The sequence below is a fragment of the Rhodospirillaceae bacterium genome, assembly GCA_040219235.1.
Taxonomy (GTDB): domain Bacteria; phylum Pseudomonadota; class Alphaproteobacteria; order Rhodospirillales; family Rhodospirillaceae; genus WLXB01.
Genome location: JAVJSV010000011.1, coordinates 59,223 through 79,705, shown reverse-complemented (window position 1 = coordinate 79,705; position 20,483 = coordinate 59,223). Strand labels below are relative to the sequence as shown.

General features: G+C 55.7%; 18 protein-coding genes. 6 read left to right on the top strand and 12 right to left on the bottom strand.

The annotated features are described in order from the left end of the window. Positions 1-3: 3 nt before the first annotated feature. From RIC29_04390 to RIC29_04370, 5 genes are all read left to right on the top strand, one after another. A complete protein-coding gene (locus RIC29_04390) occupies positions 4-495 on the top strand; it encodes a cytochrome c-type biogenesis protein CcmH (protein ID MEQ8734139.1) in 492 nt (163 codons plus the stop codon). Continuing rightward, entirely contained in the window at positions 492-1,931 is a 1,440-nt protein-coding gene (ccmI, locus tag RIC29_04385) for a c-type cytochrome biogenesis protein CcmI (GenBank protein MEQ8734138.1), read from the top strand. Before RIC29_04390 ends, ccmI begins: the two co-directional genes overlap by 4 nt. Positions 1,932-2,034: 103 nt before the next feature. Then, positions 2,035-2,643, top strand: a complete 609-nt coding sequence (locus tag RIC29_04380) for an SCO family protein (GenBank protein ID MEQ8734137.1) — start codon at positions 2,035-2,037, stop codon at positions 2,641-2,643. Next, a complete protein-coding gene (locus RIC29_04375) occupies positions 2,640-3,098 on the top strand; it encodes a YcgN family cysteine cluster protein (protein MEQ8734136.1) in 459 nt (152 codons plus the stop codon). The genes RIC29_04380 and RIC29_04375 overlap by 4 nt, the downstream gene beginning before the upstream one ends. A 59-nt stretch (positions 3,099-3,157) precedes the next feature. Next, on the top strand, positions 3,158-3,829 hold the full coding sequence (locus RIC29_04370; protein ID MEQ8734135.1) for a SprT family zinc-dependent metalloprotease: 672 nt from the start codon (positions 3,158-3,160) through the stop codon (positions 3,827-3,829). Between the two features lie 7 nt (positions 3,830-3,836). Here RIC29_04370 and RIC29_04365 read toward each other — a convergent pair whose 3' ends face one another. Both RIC29_04365 and RIC29_04360 read right to left on the bottom strand, forming a co-directional pair. Further along, on the bottom strand, positions 3,837-4,526 hold the full coding sequence (locus RIC29_04365) for a cell wall hydrolase (protein MEQ8734134.1): 690 nt from the start codon (positions 4,524-4,526) through the stop codon (positions 3,837-3,839). A gap of 509 nt (positions 4,527-5,035) precedes the next feature. Further along, positions 5,036-6,970, bottom strand: coding sequence for a PBP1A family penicillin-binding protein (locus tag RIC29_04360; protein ID MEQ8734133.1), 1,935 nt, complete (start codon positions 6,968-6,970; stop codon positions 5,036-5,038). 165 nt (positions 6,971-7,135) lie between these two features. Here RIC29_04360 and RIC29_04355 point away from each other — a divergent pair, with 165 nt between their 5' ends. After that, positions 7,136-7,354, top strand: a complete 219-nt coding sequence (locus tag RIC29_04355; GenBank protein ID MEQ8734132.1) for a ribbon-helix-helix protein, CopG family — start codon at positions 7,136-7,138, stop codon at positions 7,352-7,354. 353 nt (positions 7,355-7,707) lie between these two features. On the opposite strand, the gene RIC29_04350 is transcribed toward RIC29_04355, so the two are convergent. From RIC29_04350 to mutM, 10 genes are all read right to left on the bottom strand, one after another. After that, positions 7,708-10,125, bottom strand: coding sequence for a TonB-dependent receptor (locus RIC29_04350; protein ID MEQ8734131.1), 2,418 nt, complete (start codon positions 10,123-10,125; stop codon positions 7,708-7,710). A 329-nt stretch (positions 10,126-10,454) separates the two neighbouring features. Next, positions 10,455-10,757 (bottom strand): antibiotic biosynthesis monooxygenase, encoded by a 303-nt coding sequence (locus tag RIC29_04345; GenBank protein ID MEQ8734130.1) that lies wholly within the window; start codon positions 10,755-10,757, stop codon positions 10,455-10,457. Positions 10,758-10,789: 32 nt separating this feature from the next. Further along, positions 10,790-13,231, bottom strand: coding sequence for a DNA topoisomerase (ATP-hydrolyzing) subunit B (gene gyrB / locus RIC29_04340; GenBank protein MEQ8734129.1), 2,442 nt, complete (start codon positions 13,229-13,231; stop codon positions 10,790-10,792). Between the two features lie 25 nt (positions 13,232-13,256). Continuing rightward, a complete protein-coding gene (gene recF / locus RIC29_04335) occupies positions 13,257-14,549 on the bottom strand; it encodes a DNA replication/repair protein RecF (GenBank protein ID MEQ8734128.1) in 1,293 nt (430 codons plus the stop codon). Further along, positions 14,546-15,661 (bottom strand): DNA polymerase III subunit beta, encoded by a 1,116-nt coding sequence (dnaN, locus tag RIC29_04330; protein MEQ8734127.1) that lies wholly within the window; start codon positions 15,659-15,661, stop codon positions 14,546-14,548. Before dnaN ends, recF begins: the two co-directional genes overlap by 4 nt. 361 nt (positions 15,662-16,022) lie before the next feature. After that, the gene (gene dnaA / locus RIC29_04325; protein ID MEQ8734126.1) at positions 16,023-17,420 is read right to left on the bottom strand and encodes a chromosomal replication initiator protein DnaA; all 1,398 of its coding nucleotides are present in this window, start codon (positions 17,418-17,420) and stop codon (positions 16,023-16,025) included. Positions 17,421-17,899: 479 nt separating this feature from the next. Further along, on the bottom strand, positions 17,900-18,166 hold the full coding sequence (gene rpsT, locus RIC29_04320) for a 30S ribosomal protein S20 (protein ID MEQ8734125.1): 267 nt from the start codon (positions 18,164-18,166) through the stop codon (positions 17,900-17,902). Between the two features lie 112 nt (positions 18,167-18,278). Beyond that, positions 18,279-19,055 (bottom strand): enoyl-CoA hydratase, encoded by a 777-nt coding sequence (locus RIC29_04315; GenBank protein MEQ8734124.1) that lies wholly within the window; start codon positions 19,053-19,055, stop codon positions 18,279-18,281. An 83-nt stretch (positions 19,056-19,138) separates the two neighbouring features. Then, positions 19,139-19,540, bottom strand: a complete 402-nt coding sequence (locus RIC29_04310) for a hypothetical protein (GenBank protein MEQ8734123.1) — start codon at positions 19,538-19,540, stop codon at positions 19,139-19,141. 10 nt (positions 19,541-19,550) lie between these two features. Continuing rightward, positions 19,551-20,387 (bottom strand): bifunctional DNA-formamidopyrimidine glycosylase/DNA-(apurinic or apyrimidinic site) lyase, encoded by an 837-nt coding sequence (mutM, locus tag RIC29_04305; GenBank protein MEQ8734122.1) that lies wholly within the window; start codon positions 20,385-20,387, stop codon positions 19,551-19,553. Positions 20,388-20,483 lie beyond the last annotated feature (96 nt).

Below are 20,483 nucleotides of genomic sequence, written 5' to 3'. Positions count from 1 at the left end.
AGCATGCACCGATATATCGCGGCCTCTATCGCAGCCCTGATTTTCATGCTTGGCGTACAGGCGCTGGCCGTAGACCCTTATGAGGTATTGGAAGATCCCGTTCTGGAACAACGCGCGCGGGCCTTGAGTCAGGAACTGCGCTGCGTGGTCTGCCAGAATGAATCTATTGATGACTCCAACGCAGAATTGGCCAGGGACATGCGGCGCTTGGTGCGGCAACGGGTGACCCAGGGCGACAGTGACGAAGATGTGTTGTCGTACATGGTCGAACGCTATGGTGATTTCGTGCTGCTGCGACCGCAGTTTAAACCCCAAAACTATGTGTTGTGGTTCGGACCCTTCGCACTACTGCTGTGCGGTGCTGTTGTGGTGCGCCAGTACATGCGCCAACAGAAGCCAAAAACGCCGACCCCGCTTTCTGAGGCAGAACAAAAAGAAATCGCAGCACTAATGGCAGAGACGGATTCAGAGTCTGCTGGAGACAAACCCTCATGATCTGGGCTGGATATGCGATTTTAATTTTGGTGTCCGTGGCCGGTCTGGTATGGCCGGTCCTGAAGCATGCCAAATCTGCCGCCCAAAACACAGAGCCGGATCAAGCTGTTTACCGTGCGCAACTGAACGAAGTTGAGCGGGACGCAATTCAGGGCCTTTTAGATGCCGAAGAAGCAGAGACCGCCCGCACAGAAATCAAACGCCGTCTGCTGGCCGCCAATCGCAGAGCCGCCGGCCAAAACCAGTATGGCAGCCCTGTTGCCCGCGCCGTCGCCCTGACCTGCATTATTATTCTGGTGCCCACTTTATCTGCGGCGGTGTACTGGAGCATTGGTGCCCCAGGCTTGGCCGGCGCCCCGATTGAAGAACGCCGCGCGGTCGCCCGCGAAAATCCGGAAAGTGCAGACTTTTCAGTTCTCATTGAGCAATTGGCGGAGACGCTGCGTCAAAATCCAGAGAGCACAGACGGCTGGCTGCTGTTGGCCCGCAGTTACCGGCAAGTGAACAGAATGGAAGAGTCCGTGCAGGCCTTCCGCCAAGCTTTGTCGACAGGCGTAAACGACCCCCTGGTTTATGCAGAATTCGCGGATACGTTGATCGCTGCCAATGGGGGTGTTGTCACAGCAGAAGCCGTCAACGTGTTTGAAGGTGTATTGAGAACGGACCGCAACGAACCCAGAGCCCGGTTTTATCTCGGCCTCGCCCGGGCCCAAGCAGAAGATCCGCAAGGGGCCATTGCCATTTGGCGAGACCTGACCGCTGGGGCACCAGACGATGCCCCTTGGCTGCCCATGGTGCGGGATCAAATGAGCCAAGTTGCCATGCGTGCAGGCGTGATGCCGATGACCGTTACCCCGCGCCATCCTCTAGACGGCATAGCCCGTTCACGCTCTGAAACGGCGGGAGATAGAACGACCGATGGAGCTGATACAGGTGTCCCCGCCGCCGATGAAGACGATTTCCGCCCCGATGTCAGTCAGTTGGCTGGCCGGTTTTCCGGCGATGAGTTAACCATGATTCAGGAAATGGTTGGCGGCCTGGAAGCGCGGCTGGAATTTGAGCCTGACGACTTTGACGGATGGATGCAATTGGGCCGGTCGTACACGGTTCTTGGCAATACAGAGAAAGCCGCAAACGCATTTCGTGCAGCAAGCGCACAACGCGCAGACAGCCTTCAAGCCCGCGTTCAACTGGCCAACGCCTTGCTCCAACCTGCCGCACAGCAAGATGGTTTGTCCGCGGAGTTGGATGCCGTTGTTGCTGAAATTCTTACGCTTGATGCCAAAAACGCCGACGGTTTATTTATTTCAGGCCTGCTTGCCGCGAATACGGGAAATACAGCAGAGGCCCGCCAACGCTGGGAACAGTTATTACAAATTCTGCCTGCGGGGGATCCAGCCCGCGACGCCGTGCAGGCCCGCCTTGCAGATTTATAATTAAATTGAAGATTGATCAAATTAACGATGCCCTAAACTGGCGGATGGGCAAGCCAAAGTAAAAATTTCAGACTCAGCCCAACCTCGGGCAAAGGAGACGCCTGTGATATCGCCCCTGACCAAACGCATTATCATTGGACTGTTCGTCGCCTTGAGCACCGTCTTGATCCTCGCTTTGTATCTGCCGGTGTTTCGTCCATCAGCCGACAATACGGTGGTTGAAGGGTCGGCCGCCATTGGAGGGGCGTTTGTCCTTAGCAATCACAATGGTGAGGTTGTCGATGAGCGAATTTTGCTCGGTCATTACAGCCTTGTCTATTTCGGCTTCACCTATTGCCCTGACATCTGCCCCATGACCTTGCAGATCGTTGCGGATGCAATTGATTTGTTGCCAGGGCAAAAAAGTGAACTGGTGCAACCGGTCTTTATTTCCCTAGACCCGAAACGCGACACCACGGCAACACTGAACGCTTACGTGAACAATTTTCACAGCCGGATGATTGGCCTGACCGGCACCACCGAGCAGGTGCAGGCCGCCGCCCAAGCGTATCGCGTATTTTACCGGGAAGCCCCCATCGGAGATGAGGGCGATTACACCATCGATCATTCAGGCTATCTGTATTTGATGAACCGGAGCGGACGTTACATTGACCACTTCCGCAAAGACGTGACGGTGGAGCAACTGACCTCGCGGCTGCGGGAGTTGCTGTGACTGCATCTGAGCCAACAGAGCGCACGCCGTTCTGGAAAGCAAAAACGCTGGACGAAATGTCAGAAGCGGAGTGGGAGAGTTTGTGCGATGGCTGCGGTAAATGCTGTTTGCATAAACTTCAAGACGCCGACACGGAGGAAATACTCTCGACCAATGTCGCCTGCCGATTGCTGGACCTCAAAAGCTGTCAGTGTTCTGATTACCCCAATCGCAAAGTCAAAGTGCCGGACTGTGTGCAATTGACGCCGGAAACAGCCGGCACTCTGCCCTGGCTGCCGCCAACTTGTGCCTATCGCCTTGTAGCAGAGGGGGAAGATTTGCCGCACTGGCATCCCCTGGTCAGTGGCTCATCTGAGGCGGTGCACGCGGCAGGCATATCCGTGCGGGGCCGATCTATATCAGAGACGAAAGCCGGGCCGCTGGACGGACATATTGTGTTCTGGAAGGACCTTTAGACTTGGGGGAGGTGGCGCCAGAGGAACGGGTAGACATTTCAACGCCGGATAGACAGATCGTGACTGTCTACCTCAAAGAACACCCTAGAGCGCGCCGCATCAGTCTTCGGGTCGACCCTGCCCATCATCGGATTGTGCTGATCAAACCCCGCCGCACCAGTAAAAAAGCTGCGATCGCCTTTGCCCAAGACAAGGCAGGCTGGCTTAAGGAACAAGTAGAACGTCTGCCAAAACCCCGGCCTTTTGCAGATGGTGCGGCCGTGCCGCTTCGCGGAGAAACCCACCTCATTCGCCATTGCCCCGAAGCAAGACGCGGGGTGTGGACAATAGAAAATGAAATTTGCGTCTCTGGTGATGCCGCGCACCTCTCACGGCGCGTGACAGATTGGTACAGAGCAGAGGCCCGCAAGGCCGTGGCTCCGTTGGTGCATGGGTATGCCGAGACCCTGGGCAAAAGAGTCACCGGCATCACCATTCGGGATACGCGCTCGCGTTGGGGCAGTTGTACAGCGCAAGGAAAACTATCTTTCAGCTGGCGCCTGATTATGACGCCACCACACGTCATATCTTATGTGGTTGCTCATGAAGTGGCGCATCTGTGTGAGATGAATCATTCCGCCCGGTTTTGGCAAACGGTCGACCGCTTAGTCGAGGGACGCGATACCGCAGCAGGGTGGCTTAAAACACACGGCCACGACCTGCACCGTTATGGATTAGACACAATCAGCTAAGAGATACTTAGCGGCTTGCGACCGCTGTGGATTTGTTTTCCCGCGCATCAAGCCATTCGGCAAAGGTATGCAAGCCTGGTACCATGGGGTCTCGGGACAAAGCGGCCTGTGCGTAACGGCTCGTGCTGGGATCGCGGTAAAAAATATGACCGCCAACGATACCCGTCACTTCCAGGTTATTGGCCCATTTCGGATGCACAAAACTTGCGTGATACCAAAGCGCGCCACCAGTCGGATCGGCCAAGCCGGAGTCTTTCTGCAAAACGGCAGCCGCCAACTTCAAAGAATGTGACCAGGCCACGCGGTTATAGGGCGTATCCGGACGGCCATCGCAATACCAAGAGAACTGGCAGCGATGTTTTACACGCGCCTTGTTCTGTTTGATGACGCGGCAGATGCTGGACGGAAACCGCTGATCCATGGCGCGGTTGACAACAACCTTCGCCACGGCAAGGCGGCCGGCAAGGCTTTCGCCGCGCGCTTCAAAATAATCATTCAGCGCGAGACACATGAATTCTGATTCTGGCACAGACAGACTGTCCAGATCGATCATCAGTCCTTCAGGAATATCTGCGGACAACGCTGGCACTGCAGGCAGAAAGAAAATCAGAAACGCGGCTAGGATGTGTTTTTTGATAGCCGTCGCCGGACGACGCATTTGGGTACACATCAGGCTTTTGAAAGTTCGATCAGTCACCAGGCTCACTCCTTGTATGACGGCAACTCGTGCGGTTAGGCACCTGAACATCTCGTGCCATTGGGCACCTAGACATGTTGCCGGTCGTTTCTGTGCGTTACCCTTGTGATCTTTAGGCCGAAGCCGGACGTTGCGTTCTTATCTGCCACGGACCCTAGATGGATCGGAATTAACGAAGTCCTAACTCAGCTGGTCAGGCACACCCGGTGGCTCGCGAGATTGCCTGTCGAAGCGCATATATGTGGGGCAAATGGCAAAATCTCAACGTTTATATAGTTGCTTTGTTCAGCTGTTATTATTCAAAAAATGTCTAAATCAGACCTCATTCGGTCATTTTAGGTCATCTTTTGAATCGGGGCGAAACCACCGCAGACATAGCCGCTGCGAAGCGCCCTCCGAATGGGCCTGAGATTGTGCCGATTTGCTGCATATTTATGACCTGCAATAGGATTCCAAGAAAATTAACTCAGAAATAGTTCAGAAAAGAAATCTTTGTAGATCAAAACGGCCTAATTACCGGTAAGCCTCCGCCAGAAACGCGTCAAAGGGTCAACTGGTGGTGGTTCTGACCAGCCAGCCAACGCCTGAACCGGGGTGCCGCGATGGGCCGACAGCATCAAATCGCGCCAAAGTGTGGCCGGGAGACCGCCGCCGGTAACCCCTTTCATGCTCTGGCCATCATCATTACCGACCCAAACGCCGGCGATGTAATCCGGGGTATAGCCGACAAACCAAGCGTCGCGAAAATCCTGGCTGGTGCCCGTCTTGCCACCGGCGGGCCGGTCCAATTGCGCAGACGTGCCAGTGCCGTCTTGAACCGCCTTGGCGAGCATGCGGTTCATCATGCCGATATGAGGGGCCTCGGCCACCCGCCCTAAACCACCGCCCTGGCGCTGATAGAGAACGCGGCCATCCGTTGTGACCACATCAACAATGCCGTAGGGCACGATCGCAACACCGCCGTTGGCAAAGGGCGCATAAGCCGCTGTGAGTTCGAGCAAACTGACTTCAGACGTCCCCAAGGCCAACCCGAGATCAGCGGTGAGCGGAGTGGAAATGCCAGAACGGCGGGCCACGTCTGAAATCGCTTGCGGCCCCGCCCGTCGTGCCACACGCACCGCTACGGTGTTGAGGGACTGTGCAAAAGCGTCCTCGAGCGCAACCGGGCCTGCGTAGGTGCCGGAAAAATTCTGCGGGCGCCAGCCGTCAATATTGATCGGCGCATCGTCCATCACATCGGTGGGGGTCAGGCCATCCTCAAGACCGGCCAGATAGACAAACGGTTTAAAGGCTGACCCCGGCTGACGCCGCGCCTGGACTGCACGGTTGAACTGACTGGTGCGGTAGTCGCGGCCTCCGACCATGGCCCGCACCGCCCCATCGGGCGACAACAGGACAAAGGCCGCCTGGCTGACCTGACGGGCTTTTCCCTGGGCTTCGATTGCGGCCTGAATACGCAGCTCCGCATCAGATTGCAGCGACGGACGCAGCGTGGTGTGAACGATGAGATCGTCCTCAATGGTGCCGATCTGATCATCCAACGTGGCGAGGATCCAGTCAGCAAAGTAGCGGCCCTGTCCAGCGCTTGATTTGGCGACATTGACCTGGCCGCCCTGCTTGGCCGCCCCCGCTTGGTCTTTGGTCAGATAGCCGGCGGCAACCATGGCCCCGAGCACAATGGCAGTGCGTTCCCGCGCGGCGGCCAGATCCGTCTTGGGATTATAACGCGATGGCGCCTTCATCAGACCCGCAATCATGGCCGACTGATACACGGAAAGATCCCGGGCAGAGCGGCCAAAGTACGTCTGTGCCGCCGCCTCAACGCCGTAGGTGCCAGAGCCGAGATACACCCGGTTGAGATAGAGCGTGAGAATCTGATCCTTGGTGAATTTCTGCTCAAGCCAGACCGCCAGAAGCGCCTCTCGAATTTTACGGCCAATGGTGCGCTCGGGCGTCAGAAACAGGTTCTTCGCAACCTGCTGGGTGATGGTACTGCCGCCCTGGACAACGCCGCCGGCCTTAATGTTGGCCAGCATGGCACGGGCAAACCCACGGGCATCGAGGCCGCTGTGCGTATAGAAACGGCGATCCTCAATAGCCAACACAGCCGCGGGCAAAGCCGGCGGCAAATTCTCGACCGACACCGCCGTGCCATAGAGCGCGCCAACGCGCACCAGATCATTGCCCTCGGCATCACGCACAGTGACGATGGGCTGACGCCGGGTGGACTCCACAACGGAGTCGATATTGGGCAAACCCAGGGCGAAATACCCGAGCACGGCAGCCACCGCCAGACCCGCCCAGATGAGCGCAGACAAGCCGTTGGAGATCCAGAACCATCGCCCGCGATGGGGAGGCGCTGAATGAGCCTTGGCCGGTTTCTTGGTGGCAGTTTTCGCTTTGGCCGGTTTTTTAGCGTTTTTTGGAGTTTTAGACGTCGCCATATCCCTCGCCGACCCTATAGCGTGGTCAGGCCCAACACTGTATTTTGATCAGGTACGCTTGAAGTGTGGCATATCTAAGGTTAGTCACTCCTTAACAGGTGTGACATATCTAATACTATGAGACACCCCAAATGCTATGAGACACCAACGACCTGGGAGCAGCCGGTGACATCGACACCCGTAACCACAACCGTCAACATCAGCATTTCAGAAGATCTGAACCACCGCCTCGCCGCGCTGGCCGAGCGCATGGAAAAATCCACAGAGGAAATCCTGGTCTTGGCTTTGCAAGAATACGCCGAGAATTGGGAAGACCACTTGGATACGGTCGACGCCCTGAAAGAGGGTGACGACCGCGTGCAGTTGGTGGTCAACGAAAGCTGAAAGCCGTTTACGCCAAAGCGCGTCACAGCGATCATTTTATCGTTTTTAAGGCCAACCTGGGACCGAGATTTTTTAAATCTTGAGAGGGCTCGTGGAACGAGATTTTTAAATCTTGAGAGGGCTCGTGGAACGAGCCCATGCACGCCCATCGGTTTTGTGTCTTTTCAACGGCTTAGACAATTCGAAACGAGTAAAGGGTGAGCCACGTCGCACAGTAGGTTGAAACCTCTCATTTTTTTGAAGCTCCAAAACGCACACACGACAGAAACAGGGCAGAAACCTGAGCCGCCAAAACAAAACCGGCCACACCCGAAGGTGCAGCCGGTTCAGTGTTTGGTCTAACCTTAAGGGGCTTAGAAGCTGGCGAGCAGCTTCAAGCCAAATTCACGCTTGCGCGGCAGAGGCCCGAAGGTCTTGCGGTTTTGGGTGCCTTGAATGCTGGTATCGCCACCCGCCGTCGTCCAGCTGAGATCGTTGGTCAGGTTGTTGCCATAAACTTCAACGGAGAAGTTGTCGCTGATGTCCATGCCGGCGCGGGCATTGAACTTCCAATAGCCTGCGACGGAAAGATACTCGAAGTTATCCGTATAGAACTGGCCCTGGTAAATTCCGTCCAGACGAACCCAGGCGGCGCGTTCCATTGCAATCAGATCATTGACATTCACCGTTGCTGAGAAACTGCCACTCCACTTCGGCATGTAACGTGGGCGGTTGCCATTGGCGTCAATCTGCTGACCGGTGACGAGCTGACCACGCGCCAGCACGGAGGCGGCTACAGAGCCTGTGCCAGCAAAGTCGGTGAACTCGACATGGTTATACGACACACCGGCGCGGAGATTGAACCAGTCGACCGGTGTGATGTCAGCTTCCGCATCAATGCCGTAGATTTCGGAATCGCCGGGCAGGTTGGCCGCCACGAAAGCCGGGCTCAGCTCGAAGAAGGTCTGGTTCTTCCAGTCCATATAATACCCAGCCACCGAGTAGTTCATCCACCCAGAGAGCCGCTGCTTGAAGCCGACTTCATAGGCAGAGAGCGCTTGTTTCGGTGTAAAATCACCAAGGCCGAGATCAAACCCGGTTGCGGCTTGATAGTCTTCCGCGTTGGTGAAGATCCCTTGCAGATAGCTCTTGGACCAACTGGCGTAGAGGTTCACATCATCCGTCGGTTGATAAGACAAAATCACACGCGGCATGAATTTGTCGTATTTCTGTTCCAGATCTGTGAGCGCCCCAACTGTGGTGCCAGACACGCCATCAAAGTCGAGGGTTTGGGTGTCTTCGTTCCAGCGCCCTTCCAGAGACAAGGTCAACTGTTGTGTGATGTCATAGTCGAGGGAGCCAAAGATGCCGATGTTTTCGCCGGTTTGGAACTCCAGGTTATTGGTGCCAAAGAAGGCCGAGTAATCGGTCTGTTTTTGGTCTTGCTTATAGTAGCTGGTGCCAATGGTGTAGCGCAGGCGTTGGTCACTGCCTGACGTGACCCGAAGTTCCGCATAGGTATCCCGCACCCAGGTGGCAATCCCCGTCAACCAGAGTCCATCACCGAAGAGAGCAGGAGTGCCGAAATTGTTGTCGACGATGCTGCGGTTGGACGATTCACCGCGGGCAAATTCAGCACTCAACGTATGATCGTTTGGCAATTCAACATCGCCCGACAAATCAACACGCCACAATTTGTATTTCACACCCAAACCGTCAGGTGCACTTGGAAAGCCGAGACCTTCAAGCTCTGGCGGCAGGGTTTGCATCTGCTGAAATGAGGGAGAAAACGGCTGATACAGCGGCGTGCTTGGGCCTATTTCGCCGGCAATGGACATATTGGGCGGCACGTCATCCCAGTCCGGAACGACGCCACATAAAAGATTACCGGGGTGCTGCGACAGGTCCGTGCTGAACGGTCCACCGGAGCTGCCATCGACAACATTACGGAAGGTGCCGCTGAAGGTAATGTTACAGGTGCCGGGTGCGAACGGGCCAACTTGTGACTGAAGCGCACGGGTATCGTCAGATTTCACGTAGAAGCCAGACGCCATAAAGCTGGAAGTTTCCGTGGGTTCCCAGGTGGTGACAGCCGTAAGGGCGGTGGTGTTTTCTTCACCCGCCGGGTCACCGTTGTCGTAATACCAGTCAGCGCCGACGCGCTCTTGCATCACGGCAAGACGCACGCCCACGGTATCACTGATCGGCCCGCCAGCCGCCGCTGTGATATTTAAGCTGTCTTGGTCAGATGGCGAAAAAGAGATAGAGCCTTTGCCGCTCAACTCATCGCCCGGTCTGGCGGGCAGATAGTTGATGGCACCGGCAAACGTGTTGCGCCCGAAGAAAGCGTTCTGCGGACCTTTGATGACTTCGACACGCTCCAGGTCGATCAGGGGTAAAATGCCCGCACCGTCAGAGATGTAGCCGCCATTCCAGAACACCGCACCGGCACGGGAGGCCGGGCTGGCTTGCTGCACCCCGAGACCACGGAACCGGATGTTTGGATTCTGGCGGCCACCAGAGCCGCCCTGCCCGACGTTTTGAAAGGCAAAGCCAGGCGTATAGGCTGAAAGCGCTTCGAGGGTATTGATGCCGGCGGCATCAATGTCCGCCTGCGAGTAGGCCGACACAGCAATCGGGATCTCGAGCAGGCTTTCCTCACGTTTACGGGAGGTCACCGTGATTTCTTCAATGGCGAGTTGTTGCGCCACAGCTTCCGCCGTTAATGAGGCTGAAAACAGGGCAACGCTGCCGTATAGAGCAGCTTTCAGTGCGGGTGTGCGATGTGACATGAGATTGATCTTCCCTCTCGATACATGAACCTGATTGGCCCGAAATACTCTGCTGTACTCATCAAAGGATAAATCTTGTGTTCCCCCTCGTGAGCGTCTTCGCCAACACCGTCTCTATCTGGCAACAGCAGCTTTTCGTTCAAAAACAATGAACCAAGTCAGTATAATGACAAGGGATAATCTGTTCGCTATGCGACGTATTTGGCAGATGATTGCTTTTTCGTCACATATTGATCAGTTTGTGGCTTATGGGCCACACATTACAATTAAAGCCGTTACCGAAAATTAAAGCCGTCACGCCGGCGAACAGGCTGAGGCGTAGGTCTATTTTATAACGGCGTCGCCGTGCCAAACAGCACATCGCCCAGCACCTCAACCTCGGGTGGCTCAACCAGACAGGCCATAAACTCCGGCGCGACAGCGGCATGGGTTGCGTTATGGAATTCCCGCCCTGCCTCGCTGCGATAACTCTCGACCATCACATACTCAAACGGGGTGCTGGTTTTCCAGGTGGCATAAACAAAGCAATCAGGTTCGTTGTCTTTCACAGCGGCGGTAACATCTTCCAGGATGCGCAAAAATGTGTCGTGAGAGTCAGGCTTGACCTTCATACGCACCGTCACTGTACTCACCTGTTCTACTCCCGTTTGGTAATTGTGATGTCCTAGATATCCAGATTCTGCACGTTCAAGGCGTTGTCTTGAATGAACGCGCGGCGATGCTCGACCACATCACCCATCAGGGTTGAAAACACCTCATGGGCTTCATCAGCATGACTGACCTTGACCTGCAACAAGGTGCGCGCATCCGCATCCAGGGTTGTTTCCCACAGCTGATCAGGATTCATCTCGCCCAGACCTTTGTAACGCTGCAAGCTGGTGCCGCGTTTGCCTTCGGCCAACACACCATCAACCAACGACACCGGGCCGTTGACGGCAATGTCTTTATCTTTGATCTTCAACACCGCGGATTTGCCATAAACTTCCTGCAATTCGGCGGCGTGGGCATCAAAATAGCGGGCCTCACTAGAGTGCAGGGTGACCGCATCAATCACATGGACCTCGGTGACACCGCGCACGGTGCGCTCAAACCTGAGCCCGCCTTTTTCAGCGGCGAACCCGGCCCAGCCTTTTTCGTATTCACTTTCCAGAATATCCAACCTGCGCGCCACATAATCCGCAGCCCCACTGGCGGTCTCCTGGTTCGATAAGACTTCTGGATTGAACGCCCCGGCCACCGCAACTTGCTCGACAATGCGCATGGGGAAGGCGCGGCTCATCTGCAAAAGTTTGGTTTTGATGTTGCGCGCCCTGAGAACCAGATTGCGTAAATCTTCGCCGGCGATCTGCGCGCCGTCATGAGTGACCAGCACAGCTTCTGACAGGCCACCATCGATGAGATGAATTTCCATGGACGGGTCATCTTTGAGATAGACCTCGGAATTTCCTTTCTTGGCGCGGTACAGCGGCGGCTGCGCAATGTAGAGGTAGCCGGCCTCAATCAGTTCTGGCATTTGCCGGTAGAAGAAGGTCAGCAACAGCGTGCGGATGTGACTGCCATCGACGTCAGCATCGGTCATGATGATGATCTTGTGATAGCGCAGTTTTTCGATGTTAAATTCTTCGCGTCCGATGCCGGTGCCCAGCGCCGTGATGAGCGTGCCGATTTCATTGGACGACAGCATTTTATCAAAGCGGGCGCGTTCGACGTTCAGAATTTTACCGCGCAACGGCAGGATCGCCTGGAACGCCCGGTCGCGCCCCTGCTTGGCAGAGCCACCGGCGGAATCCCCCTCCACCAGGAACAGTTCAGACAGCGCCGGGTCTTTGGACTGACAGTCCGCCAGCTTGCCGGGCAAGGAGGACACATCCAGCGCGCCCTTGCGGCGGGTGAGTTCGCGCGCTTTGCGGGCGGCCTCGCGGGCCACCGCCGCTTCAACCACTTTGCCGACAATTTTTTTGGCTTCGCCGGGATGCTCTTCAAACCATTCGCTGAGCTTTTCGCCGACGATACCTTCAACCGCCGGGCGCACTTCGGACGACACCAGCTTGTCTTTGGTTTGTGACGAAAACTTAGGATCAGGCACCTTGACCGACAGCACACAGGTCATGCCTTCGCGCATGTCATCGCCCGTCAGTTGAACCTTCTCTTTTTTCGACAGACCAAACTCGCCCGCGTAGGTGTTGATGGTGCGGGTCAACGCGCCGCGAAAACCTGCCATGTGAGTGCCGCCATCGCGCTGCGGAATGTTGTTGGTAAAACACAAGGTGTTTTCGTGATAGCTGTCGTTCCACTCCAAAGACAACTCGACGACAATGCCGTCTTTCTCGCCCTGCACCGTGACCGGCGGCGTATGGAGGGCCTGCTTGGAGCGGTCGAGATATTTGACAAACTCTTCAATGCCGCCTTCATAGTGAAGATCAACGGTTTTGACATCGCTATGACGGGCATCCACCAACTGCAAGTAAACCCCGGAGTTCAAAAATGCCAATTCGCGCAAACGGTGCTCGAGTGTGCCGAAATCAAACTCGGTCATGGTGAAGGTCGATTTGGACGGGAAGAAGGTGATTTCCGTGCCGGTTTTCGGTTTGCCGTTTTCCGGCGGCGCATCGCCGACAACCTTGAGCGGTTCTACCGCCTCGCCGTCTTCAAAACGGAGGTGATGTTCTTTGCCGTCACGCCAGATGCGCAGCTCCAGCCAATCGGACAAGGCATTGACCACAGAAATACCAACGCCGTGCAGACCACCGGACACCTTATAGGAGTTCTGATCGAACTTCCCGCCGGCGTGCAACTGGGTCATGATCACCTCAGCGGCGGACACGCCTTCTTCCTTATGAATATCAACCGGAATGCCACGACCGTTGTCACGCACCGTGACCGAGCCATCGCCGTTGAGAATCACTTCGTTGCGATCACAGTGACCGGCCAGCGCTTCGTCGATGGAGTTGTCGACAACCTCATAGATCATGTGGTGCAAGCCTGAACCATCATCCGTATCGCCGATGTACATCCCCGGGCGCTTACGCACCGCCTCAAGGCCCCGCAGGACCTTGATGGAGTCTGAATCATAAACGGATTCTGGATTTACAACTGGTTCACTCATTGGGACACTCAAGACATTGTTTGGTTTAAACGGAAGATTTTAGAGACGGCTGCAACGCGACAACTGCGGCAGACGGCATGGGCGAAGATAAGGGCACAACCTGGGCCTCGGATACCGCGAACACTTGCGCCGCGTCCGCCAGGTCTTTGAACATGGCAACATCAGTTCCGGTGAGCCACGCCTGCGCGCCAGAGGCCAAAACATGATCGAACAAATGACGGCGGCGGTCACTGTCGAGATGCGCGGCCACCTCATCCAACAGCAACAGCGGCGGAAAACCACGCCGGGCAGACTGCAATTCCACATGCGCCAGCACGATGGATACGAGCAGCGCCTTTTGTTCGCCGGTAGAGCATTCCGCAGCCAGGCGACCTGTCTTGGCCATGGTCACATACAGATCTGAGCGGTTCGGGCCTTGCGGCTGAGGCGCATCGCCCGCACGCGTCCAAGCCTGGCGCGAGACAATCAGATCTTTGCGAAACAGGTCTTCTGCATCCACCGCGGCATGACTTTCAAGCCAGTCATCAATCTGACCGGTGAGCCCGAGGGTTGCCGACGGAAACGGGCCATCGCTCTCGGCCAACACGCCGTTGAGACGGGCGATGGTTTCACGACGACCGGCCGCAATGGCAACGCCGTAACGCGCCAAAGTATCTTCGAGGGCCTCGAACCAGCTCTCATCTGTCACACCATCGCGGAACAGACGCGCGCGGCGGCGGTTGGCCTGCTCGTACGCGGCACAGCGCGAGGCATGATCTGGATCGAGCACGGTAACCAGCCGGTCGATAAAACGGCGGCGCTCGCCAGGAGAGTCAGAAAAAATCCGGTCCATGGCCGGGGTCAGCCACACTGCGCCGACATGTTGCGCTAAAGCGGCAGCGCCTTTTGCCACTTTGCCATCAATATGAACAGACCGGCGATCCGGTGACGCAGCGTCTATGCCTGTGCCCAAACGGGTTGTGCCTGCCGGCGTTTCAAGATCAACAGAAATGGCCCACGGGCGATCCGTGGTTTCTTGTGGCGCGCGGCGGCCCACATCGGCCAGCTTGGCCCCCCGCAGGCCGCGACCGGCTGTGAGAAACGACAACGACTCAAGAATATTGGTTTTGCCGACACCGTTCTTGCCCGTGAGCACCACGGGGCGGGTGTCGAGATCCAGCCGCAAATGCGGATAGTTGCGAAAATCAGTCAGCATCAACCTGACGACACCCGAGCTAACAACACCTGAACTCACCACACCCGAGCTCACCGGCGAGAGAACTCCGGGCGCAGATTTAACCGACGTATGGAGGTGTGCGCGATCAGTCAGAATGGTCACACCCGCATCGGCATAAGAACGTAAACCGCCGAGCCATCCGACACATCACGGATCACCGTTGGTGAAGCCGCATCGGCCATGGTGAAGCGGGCGGCATCGCCTTCAATCTGCTGCATGATATCGAGCAGATAACGCGAGTTAAAGCCGATCTCCAACTGACCGGCGTCGTAAGACGCTTCGACCTCTTCAATGGCGCTGCCGTTCTCCGGGCTGGAGGCCGACAAGGTGACAAGGCCCTTTTCCATATTGAGTTTGATGGAGCGGGATTTCTCGGAACTGATGGCCGACACACGATCAACCGCCTGCGACAGGGTTTTGCAATCGGTTTCCATAACCTTGTCGTTGCCGGTTGGAATGACGCGTTCGTAGTCGGGGAACGTGCCATCAATCAGCTTGGAGGTCAGAACCGTATCGCCGATGGAGAAACGGATTTTGGCATCGGACAGCGCAACAGCGACATCGCCTTCGGCTTCCTCGATCAACTTACGCACTTCGGAGACGGCCTTGCGCGGCACAATAATGCCCGGCATGCCAGAGGCGCCATCGGGCAACGGCAATTCGACCCGGGCCAGCCTATGGCCGTCGGTCGCCACCGTACGCAAAACATCCACACCATCGCTATCGGTACCATGGAGATAGATGCCGTTGAGGTAATAGCGCGTTTCTTCGGTGGAAATGGCAAACCGTGTGCGGTCAATGAGAGAGCGCAGATCAGCAGCGGCCAGACTGAATTGGTGGGAAAAATCACCAGAGGCCAACGCCGGGAAATCATCCACCGGCAAACAGGCCAACTGGAAACGGGAGCGCCCGGACGACAGCACCAGCTGACCATCGCCCCCAAAGGCGAGTTCAACCTGGGCGCCATCGGGCAGCTTACGCACAATGTCGTACAGCGTATGGGCTGGGGCTGTTGTTGCGCCAGACTGGCTCACCTCAGCCGCCACCGTTTCGACAATCTCCAGGTCCATATCAGTCGCATTCAGGCTGAGAGCGCCTTTATCTGCGTCAATCCGGACGTTGGACAGGATCGGGATGGTGGTGCGCCGCTCGACAACGCTCTGGACGTGGCCCAAAGATTTAAGGAGGGCTGATCTTTCAATAACGAGTTTCATAGGCGACCGTACACTTCAGCTTTCAATACCAGACTAAGACACAGAAGGCCCTTGATGGGCTTTCCCGAGTCCCTCATTGCCTGTCCACCCCGCACAGACGCCAGAATATGGCAGAAATGCAAGCCTTTCAGGCCCCCTGTCGTTGAATTTTCGAAGGATTTTCGAAGCGACGCGGAATGCAAAAAGTCCGCCACCGCGTGACAGGGAAGTCACTATATCACAGGGAAAGGCAGACGACAGGAAAAAGGGCTCTTAGAGAGGGAGCAGAGCACGCGTTTGAAGCTCCCGCGTAGGGGACCTCACAAACCAATTTATCGCCCTCAGCGGCGCGGAGAACAGACTTCTGGCAAAGCGGCGGCGTTTAACTCTCGAGCATCCGGGTCAACAGATCCACATCCTCGGCAAAGGCTGAATCTGCCTTCATGAGTTCTTCCACTTTGCGCACGGCATGAATAACGGTGGTGTGGTCCCGCCCGCCAAACGCGCGCCCGATTTCCGGCAGAGAGCGCGAGGTAAGCTGCTTGGCCAAATACATTGCGATTTGCCGCGGCCGGGCCACGGTGCGCGACCGCCGAGCTGAACTCATATCTGATAAACGAATTTGAAAATGCTCCGCGACACGTTTTTGAATTTCATCCATGGTGACTCGACGGTCATGGGCCCTGAGAAGATCGTGCAAGAGGGTATGCGCGAGCTCCAAAGAGATTTCTCCGCCAACCAACTGCACGTTGGCACTTAACCGCGTGAGGGCCCCTTCGAGTTCCCGCACATTAGAGGTAATGCGATGGGCCAGAAATTCTTTCACCTTCTGCGGCACAGCCACACCCAACTGCTCGGCTTTGGCATCCAAAATGCCAAGACGCAGTTCGAAGGTGGTGGGGTGAAGATCGGCCACCAAACCTGAGGACAGACGAGACCGTAAACGGTCTCCGATTTCTTCCAGATCTGAAGGCGACTTATCCGCCGACAAAACAATCTGACGGCCTTGATCAACCAAGGCATTAAAGGTGTGGAAAAATTCTTCCTGGGTGGAGTCTTTGCCGGAGATGAATTGCACATCATCAATCATCAAAACGTCGGCCGAGCGGAACTGTTCTTTAAAGGAAACGGTATCGTGATTTCTGAGCGCCCGCACAAAACTGTACATGAATTTCTCAGCCGACAGATACACCACACGGCGCTGCGGTGAGCGCAGACGAATCTGCCAGGCAATGGCGTGCATCAGATGGGTCTTGCCCAAGCCGACACCGCCGTAGAGGAACAGCGGATTGAAACTGACATGATCAGAATCGGCAACACGCTGCGCCGCCGCATAGGCAAATTCGTTCGGCTTACCCACCACAAAGTTATCAAAGGTGTAGCGCGCGTCTAGCGGCGCTGACAGAGAATCCGCCAGCACATCGCCGCCAGCGGCCGTGGTTGTGTTTGTGAGAACGTGCTTGGGCGAAACGCGCGCGACCTCTGCCGTATTCAGACAGGGTTGCCCTTCAGACGGCACATCAACATCAACAAGAACACGACGCACATCCGGGTTCTCCCCGCTCCATAATGTGCGGATACGATCTGCGTAATGGGTGAGCACCCAATCACGCATGAAACGGGTGGAGACTTTCAGGTTTACGGCGCCGTCTTTAAGGCCGTCGAACTCGATGGGATTAACCCAACTTTTAAAAGCCGATTCTCCAAACTCGTTTTTTAAACGAAGTTTGACGCGGTTCCATTCCGCGTGCCCCGATGTTCCAACTTCCCCTCGTTTCACCCTAGCGTCCTTGTCGCAATCCCCGGCGTGCCATGCTGAAAGTTCCCCGTAAAACTTTCAATTCAAAGTCATCAGCGCAGGGATAATACCAATCCAGTTGTGTTTGTAATCGCAACATCAAGCTCGCAACATCAAGCCAGAAAAAACTGAAGAACAGTTCGTTGCGAAGACCCGGACTTTATCCGGCGCGGCCCGAAAGACAAGACTAAAGATAGCTTGACAGTTTGGTGTTCAAATTTGGGGTGTGATTCGCAATTCTGTCTCAACACGATGGGACTCGTTGAGTCACTTCACAACTCAATCACTGCTGCACCGCGAAGCGCAGGAAACGATAAAAATGAACAGCAGAAAAAATTTATCCTCCAGGACAATTCAGTCGCTGGAGGATAAAAACATCTTATCTATTTTTTAACGGTGACAAACGCGCCGCAACTTACCTATCGATCAGGTCGTCGACAACGTCCGTTTGGATAATCGTCTTAAACGGAAAGCGCTTTGATGCGCGCATTGAGCCGGGAAATTTTCCGCGACACCGTGTTGGCGTGCAATAGACCTTTGCTCTTGCCGCGCATCAGTTCAGGCATGGCCTTTTTGAAAGCTTCCTGCGCCGCAGATTTGTCACCAGATTGAATGGCGGTTTCAACTTGCTTCACATAGGTGCGAATACGACCGATGCGGGCATGGTTGATCTCAAAACGGTGGGCGTTGCGGCGAATTCTCTTCTTGGCCGAAGCATGATGGGCCATAGGTCAGTCCTGCGATAATAATTGGTTGGTCGCGGGCTTATAGTTACGAGACCGGCCCACGTCAACCCACGTCAACCCACGTCAACCTTGATTGGCGAGATTTATGAAGGTCTTAGCGGTGTTTGAAGGTCGGCTGGCGCTTATCAACAAAGGCCGCCATGCCTTCTTTCTGGTCTTCCAGCGCGAAGGTGGCATGGAACATCCGGCGTTCGAATCGGATTCCTTCGGCCAAAGAAGACTCGAAGGACCGGTTAACAGATTCCTTCGCCATCATGACCGACGGCAGTGACATATCGGCGATCCGGCTGGCGGCTTTAATGGCTTCGTCCAGCAGATTATCCGCAGGAATAACGCGACTGACCAAGCCAACACGTTCGGCTTCACCCGCGTCCATTTGACGACCGGTGAGCACCATATCCATGGCCTTGGCCTTGCCGACGGCGCGGGTGAGGCGCTGGGTGCCACCGGCACCAGGAATAATGCCGAGCGTGATTTCCGGCTGACCGAACTTGGCGGTATCTGCCGCCAGAATAATATCGCACATCATGGCCACTTCACAGCCGCCGCCCAAAGCGTATCCGGCCACAGCGGCAATGATTGGCTTGCGGCAGGTGGTGATTCGTTCCCAGCCTTTGGTGATGAAATCGCCGACATAACTATCGACAAAAGATTTGTCGGCCATCTCTTTGATGTCTGCACCGGCTGCAAAAGCTTTTTCACTGCCGGTGATGACCACCGCGCGGATATTGTCATCCTCTTCGAAACCATCAAGAGCCTGACCAAGATCGGCCACCAAGCCCTCGGACAAGGCATTCAACGCTTTTGGCCGATTGAGGGTGATAAGTCCAACGTGACCCCGGGTTTCTACTAAGATGTTTTCGTAAGCCATTGCGCGCGTGCGTCCTTATGTTTTGTAGGTGCTGTTTTTTAAGCTGTGATACGTTTGGTGAGGGGGCGATAAACCGGAAACGTTTATTTTGCAACCGGCTCAACAAGAAATCTCACCTCAAGACCAGAGTCGAGAGGGGTAAATTCCAGCATCAGAACCTCTCCTTCTCTCTTAAACTCCTGCGCGGAGACAACGCTCCATCCCAGTTGCGGCAAGGTTTCCGCATAAAATTTTGTGACCTCAGACGGGCTTACCGTGCCAATGGCCGTGGCCTGCACAATCCGGCCTTGCGGCGTATCAAACAGAACGCTGTTGCCCGGCACTTGAGACAAGGCCGACATCAGGGGTAGGTCTTCAAAGCCATACACAAATGTATCGGCGGCTTTGAGCGGCAAGGCCGGCAAAACAACGCTAAGCACGGTAAGCACGGTAAGCATTGTGGCAAGCACAACAGCGTTGCGGCACATGACCATGATCTTCTTCATTTGTGACACCTTATCTTTGACATCTTGAACAAAAAAACGTTGAGCGGCCCGCCTGAACAATCCGCTTCACCGTTATACCGTCTTTGCCGTCTGGATCGCATTTACACTGTTCACCTTCACGGCCATAGACATTCCAACTGAATTTAAAATACCCCAATTCGCCCGATGGCTGAGCGTAATCCCGCAAGGTCGATCCGCCCGCCGCGATGGCCTCAGTCAAGACATCCTTGATCAACGGCACCAGACGCTGGGTGCGCTTGCCCGCCACACTGCTGGCTTTGCGGCGTGGGGAAATGCCCGCCCGGAACAAAGCCTCGCAGACATAGATATTCCCCAATCCGGCCACCACCCTTTGATCCAGCAAGGCGGCTTTGATGGTTGTGCCCTTACCCTTCAACGCCGCGGACAAAACATCAGGCGTGAAGGCGTCTGTCAGGGGATCAGGCCCCAGGCGTGCGAGCAATTTATGCTGCAACAGTGTTGCGGCCGTGGTGAGGGTTAAAAGACCAAAGCGCCGTGGGTCATTGAAAAACACGCGAACGCCATCATCCGTATCAAACACGACATGATCATGGCGCCCGGGGACCGCAGAGGGATCTGTGATGGTCATGCGCCCGGACATACCGAGATGGGCCAGCGCTACAGTGCCATCATCCAAATAGATGCAAATATATTTGGCCTGACGTGTGACCTGCTCGATTCGGCGACCGGTGAGCGATTGCGCCAGGTTTTTGGGAAATGGGATTCGCATGTTGGGCCGCCGCACCTGAACAGCCGTAAGGCGGCGTCCGTCAAAGACGTTCGCGAGGCCACGACAGGTGGTTTCAACTTCGGGCAACTCCGGCATGCGGCGCACACTGCGCCAAGGCCCCTGGCTTTGTCGAGACCTCTTGCGACCGAACGTGTCTTGCCCGGGTTGGGGCCCGGGTTGGGGCCCGGGTTG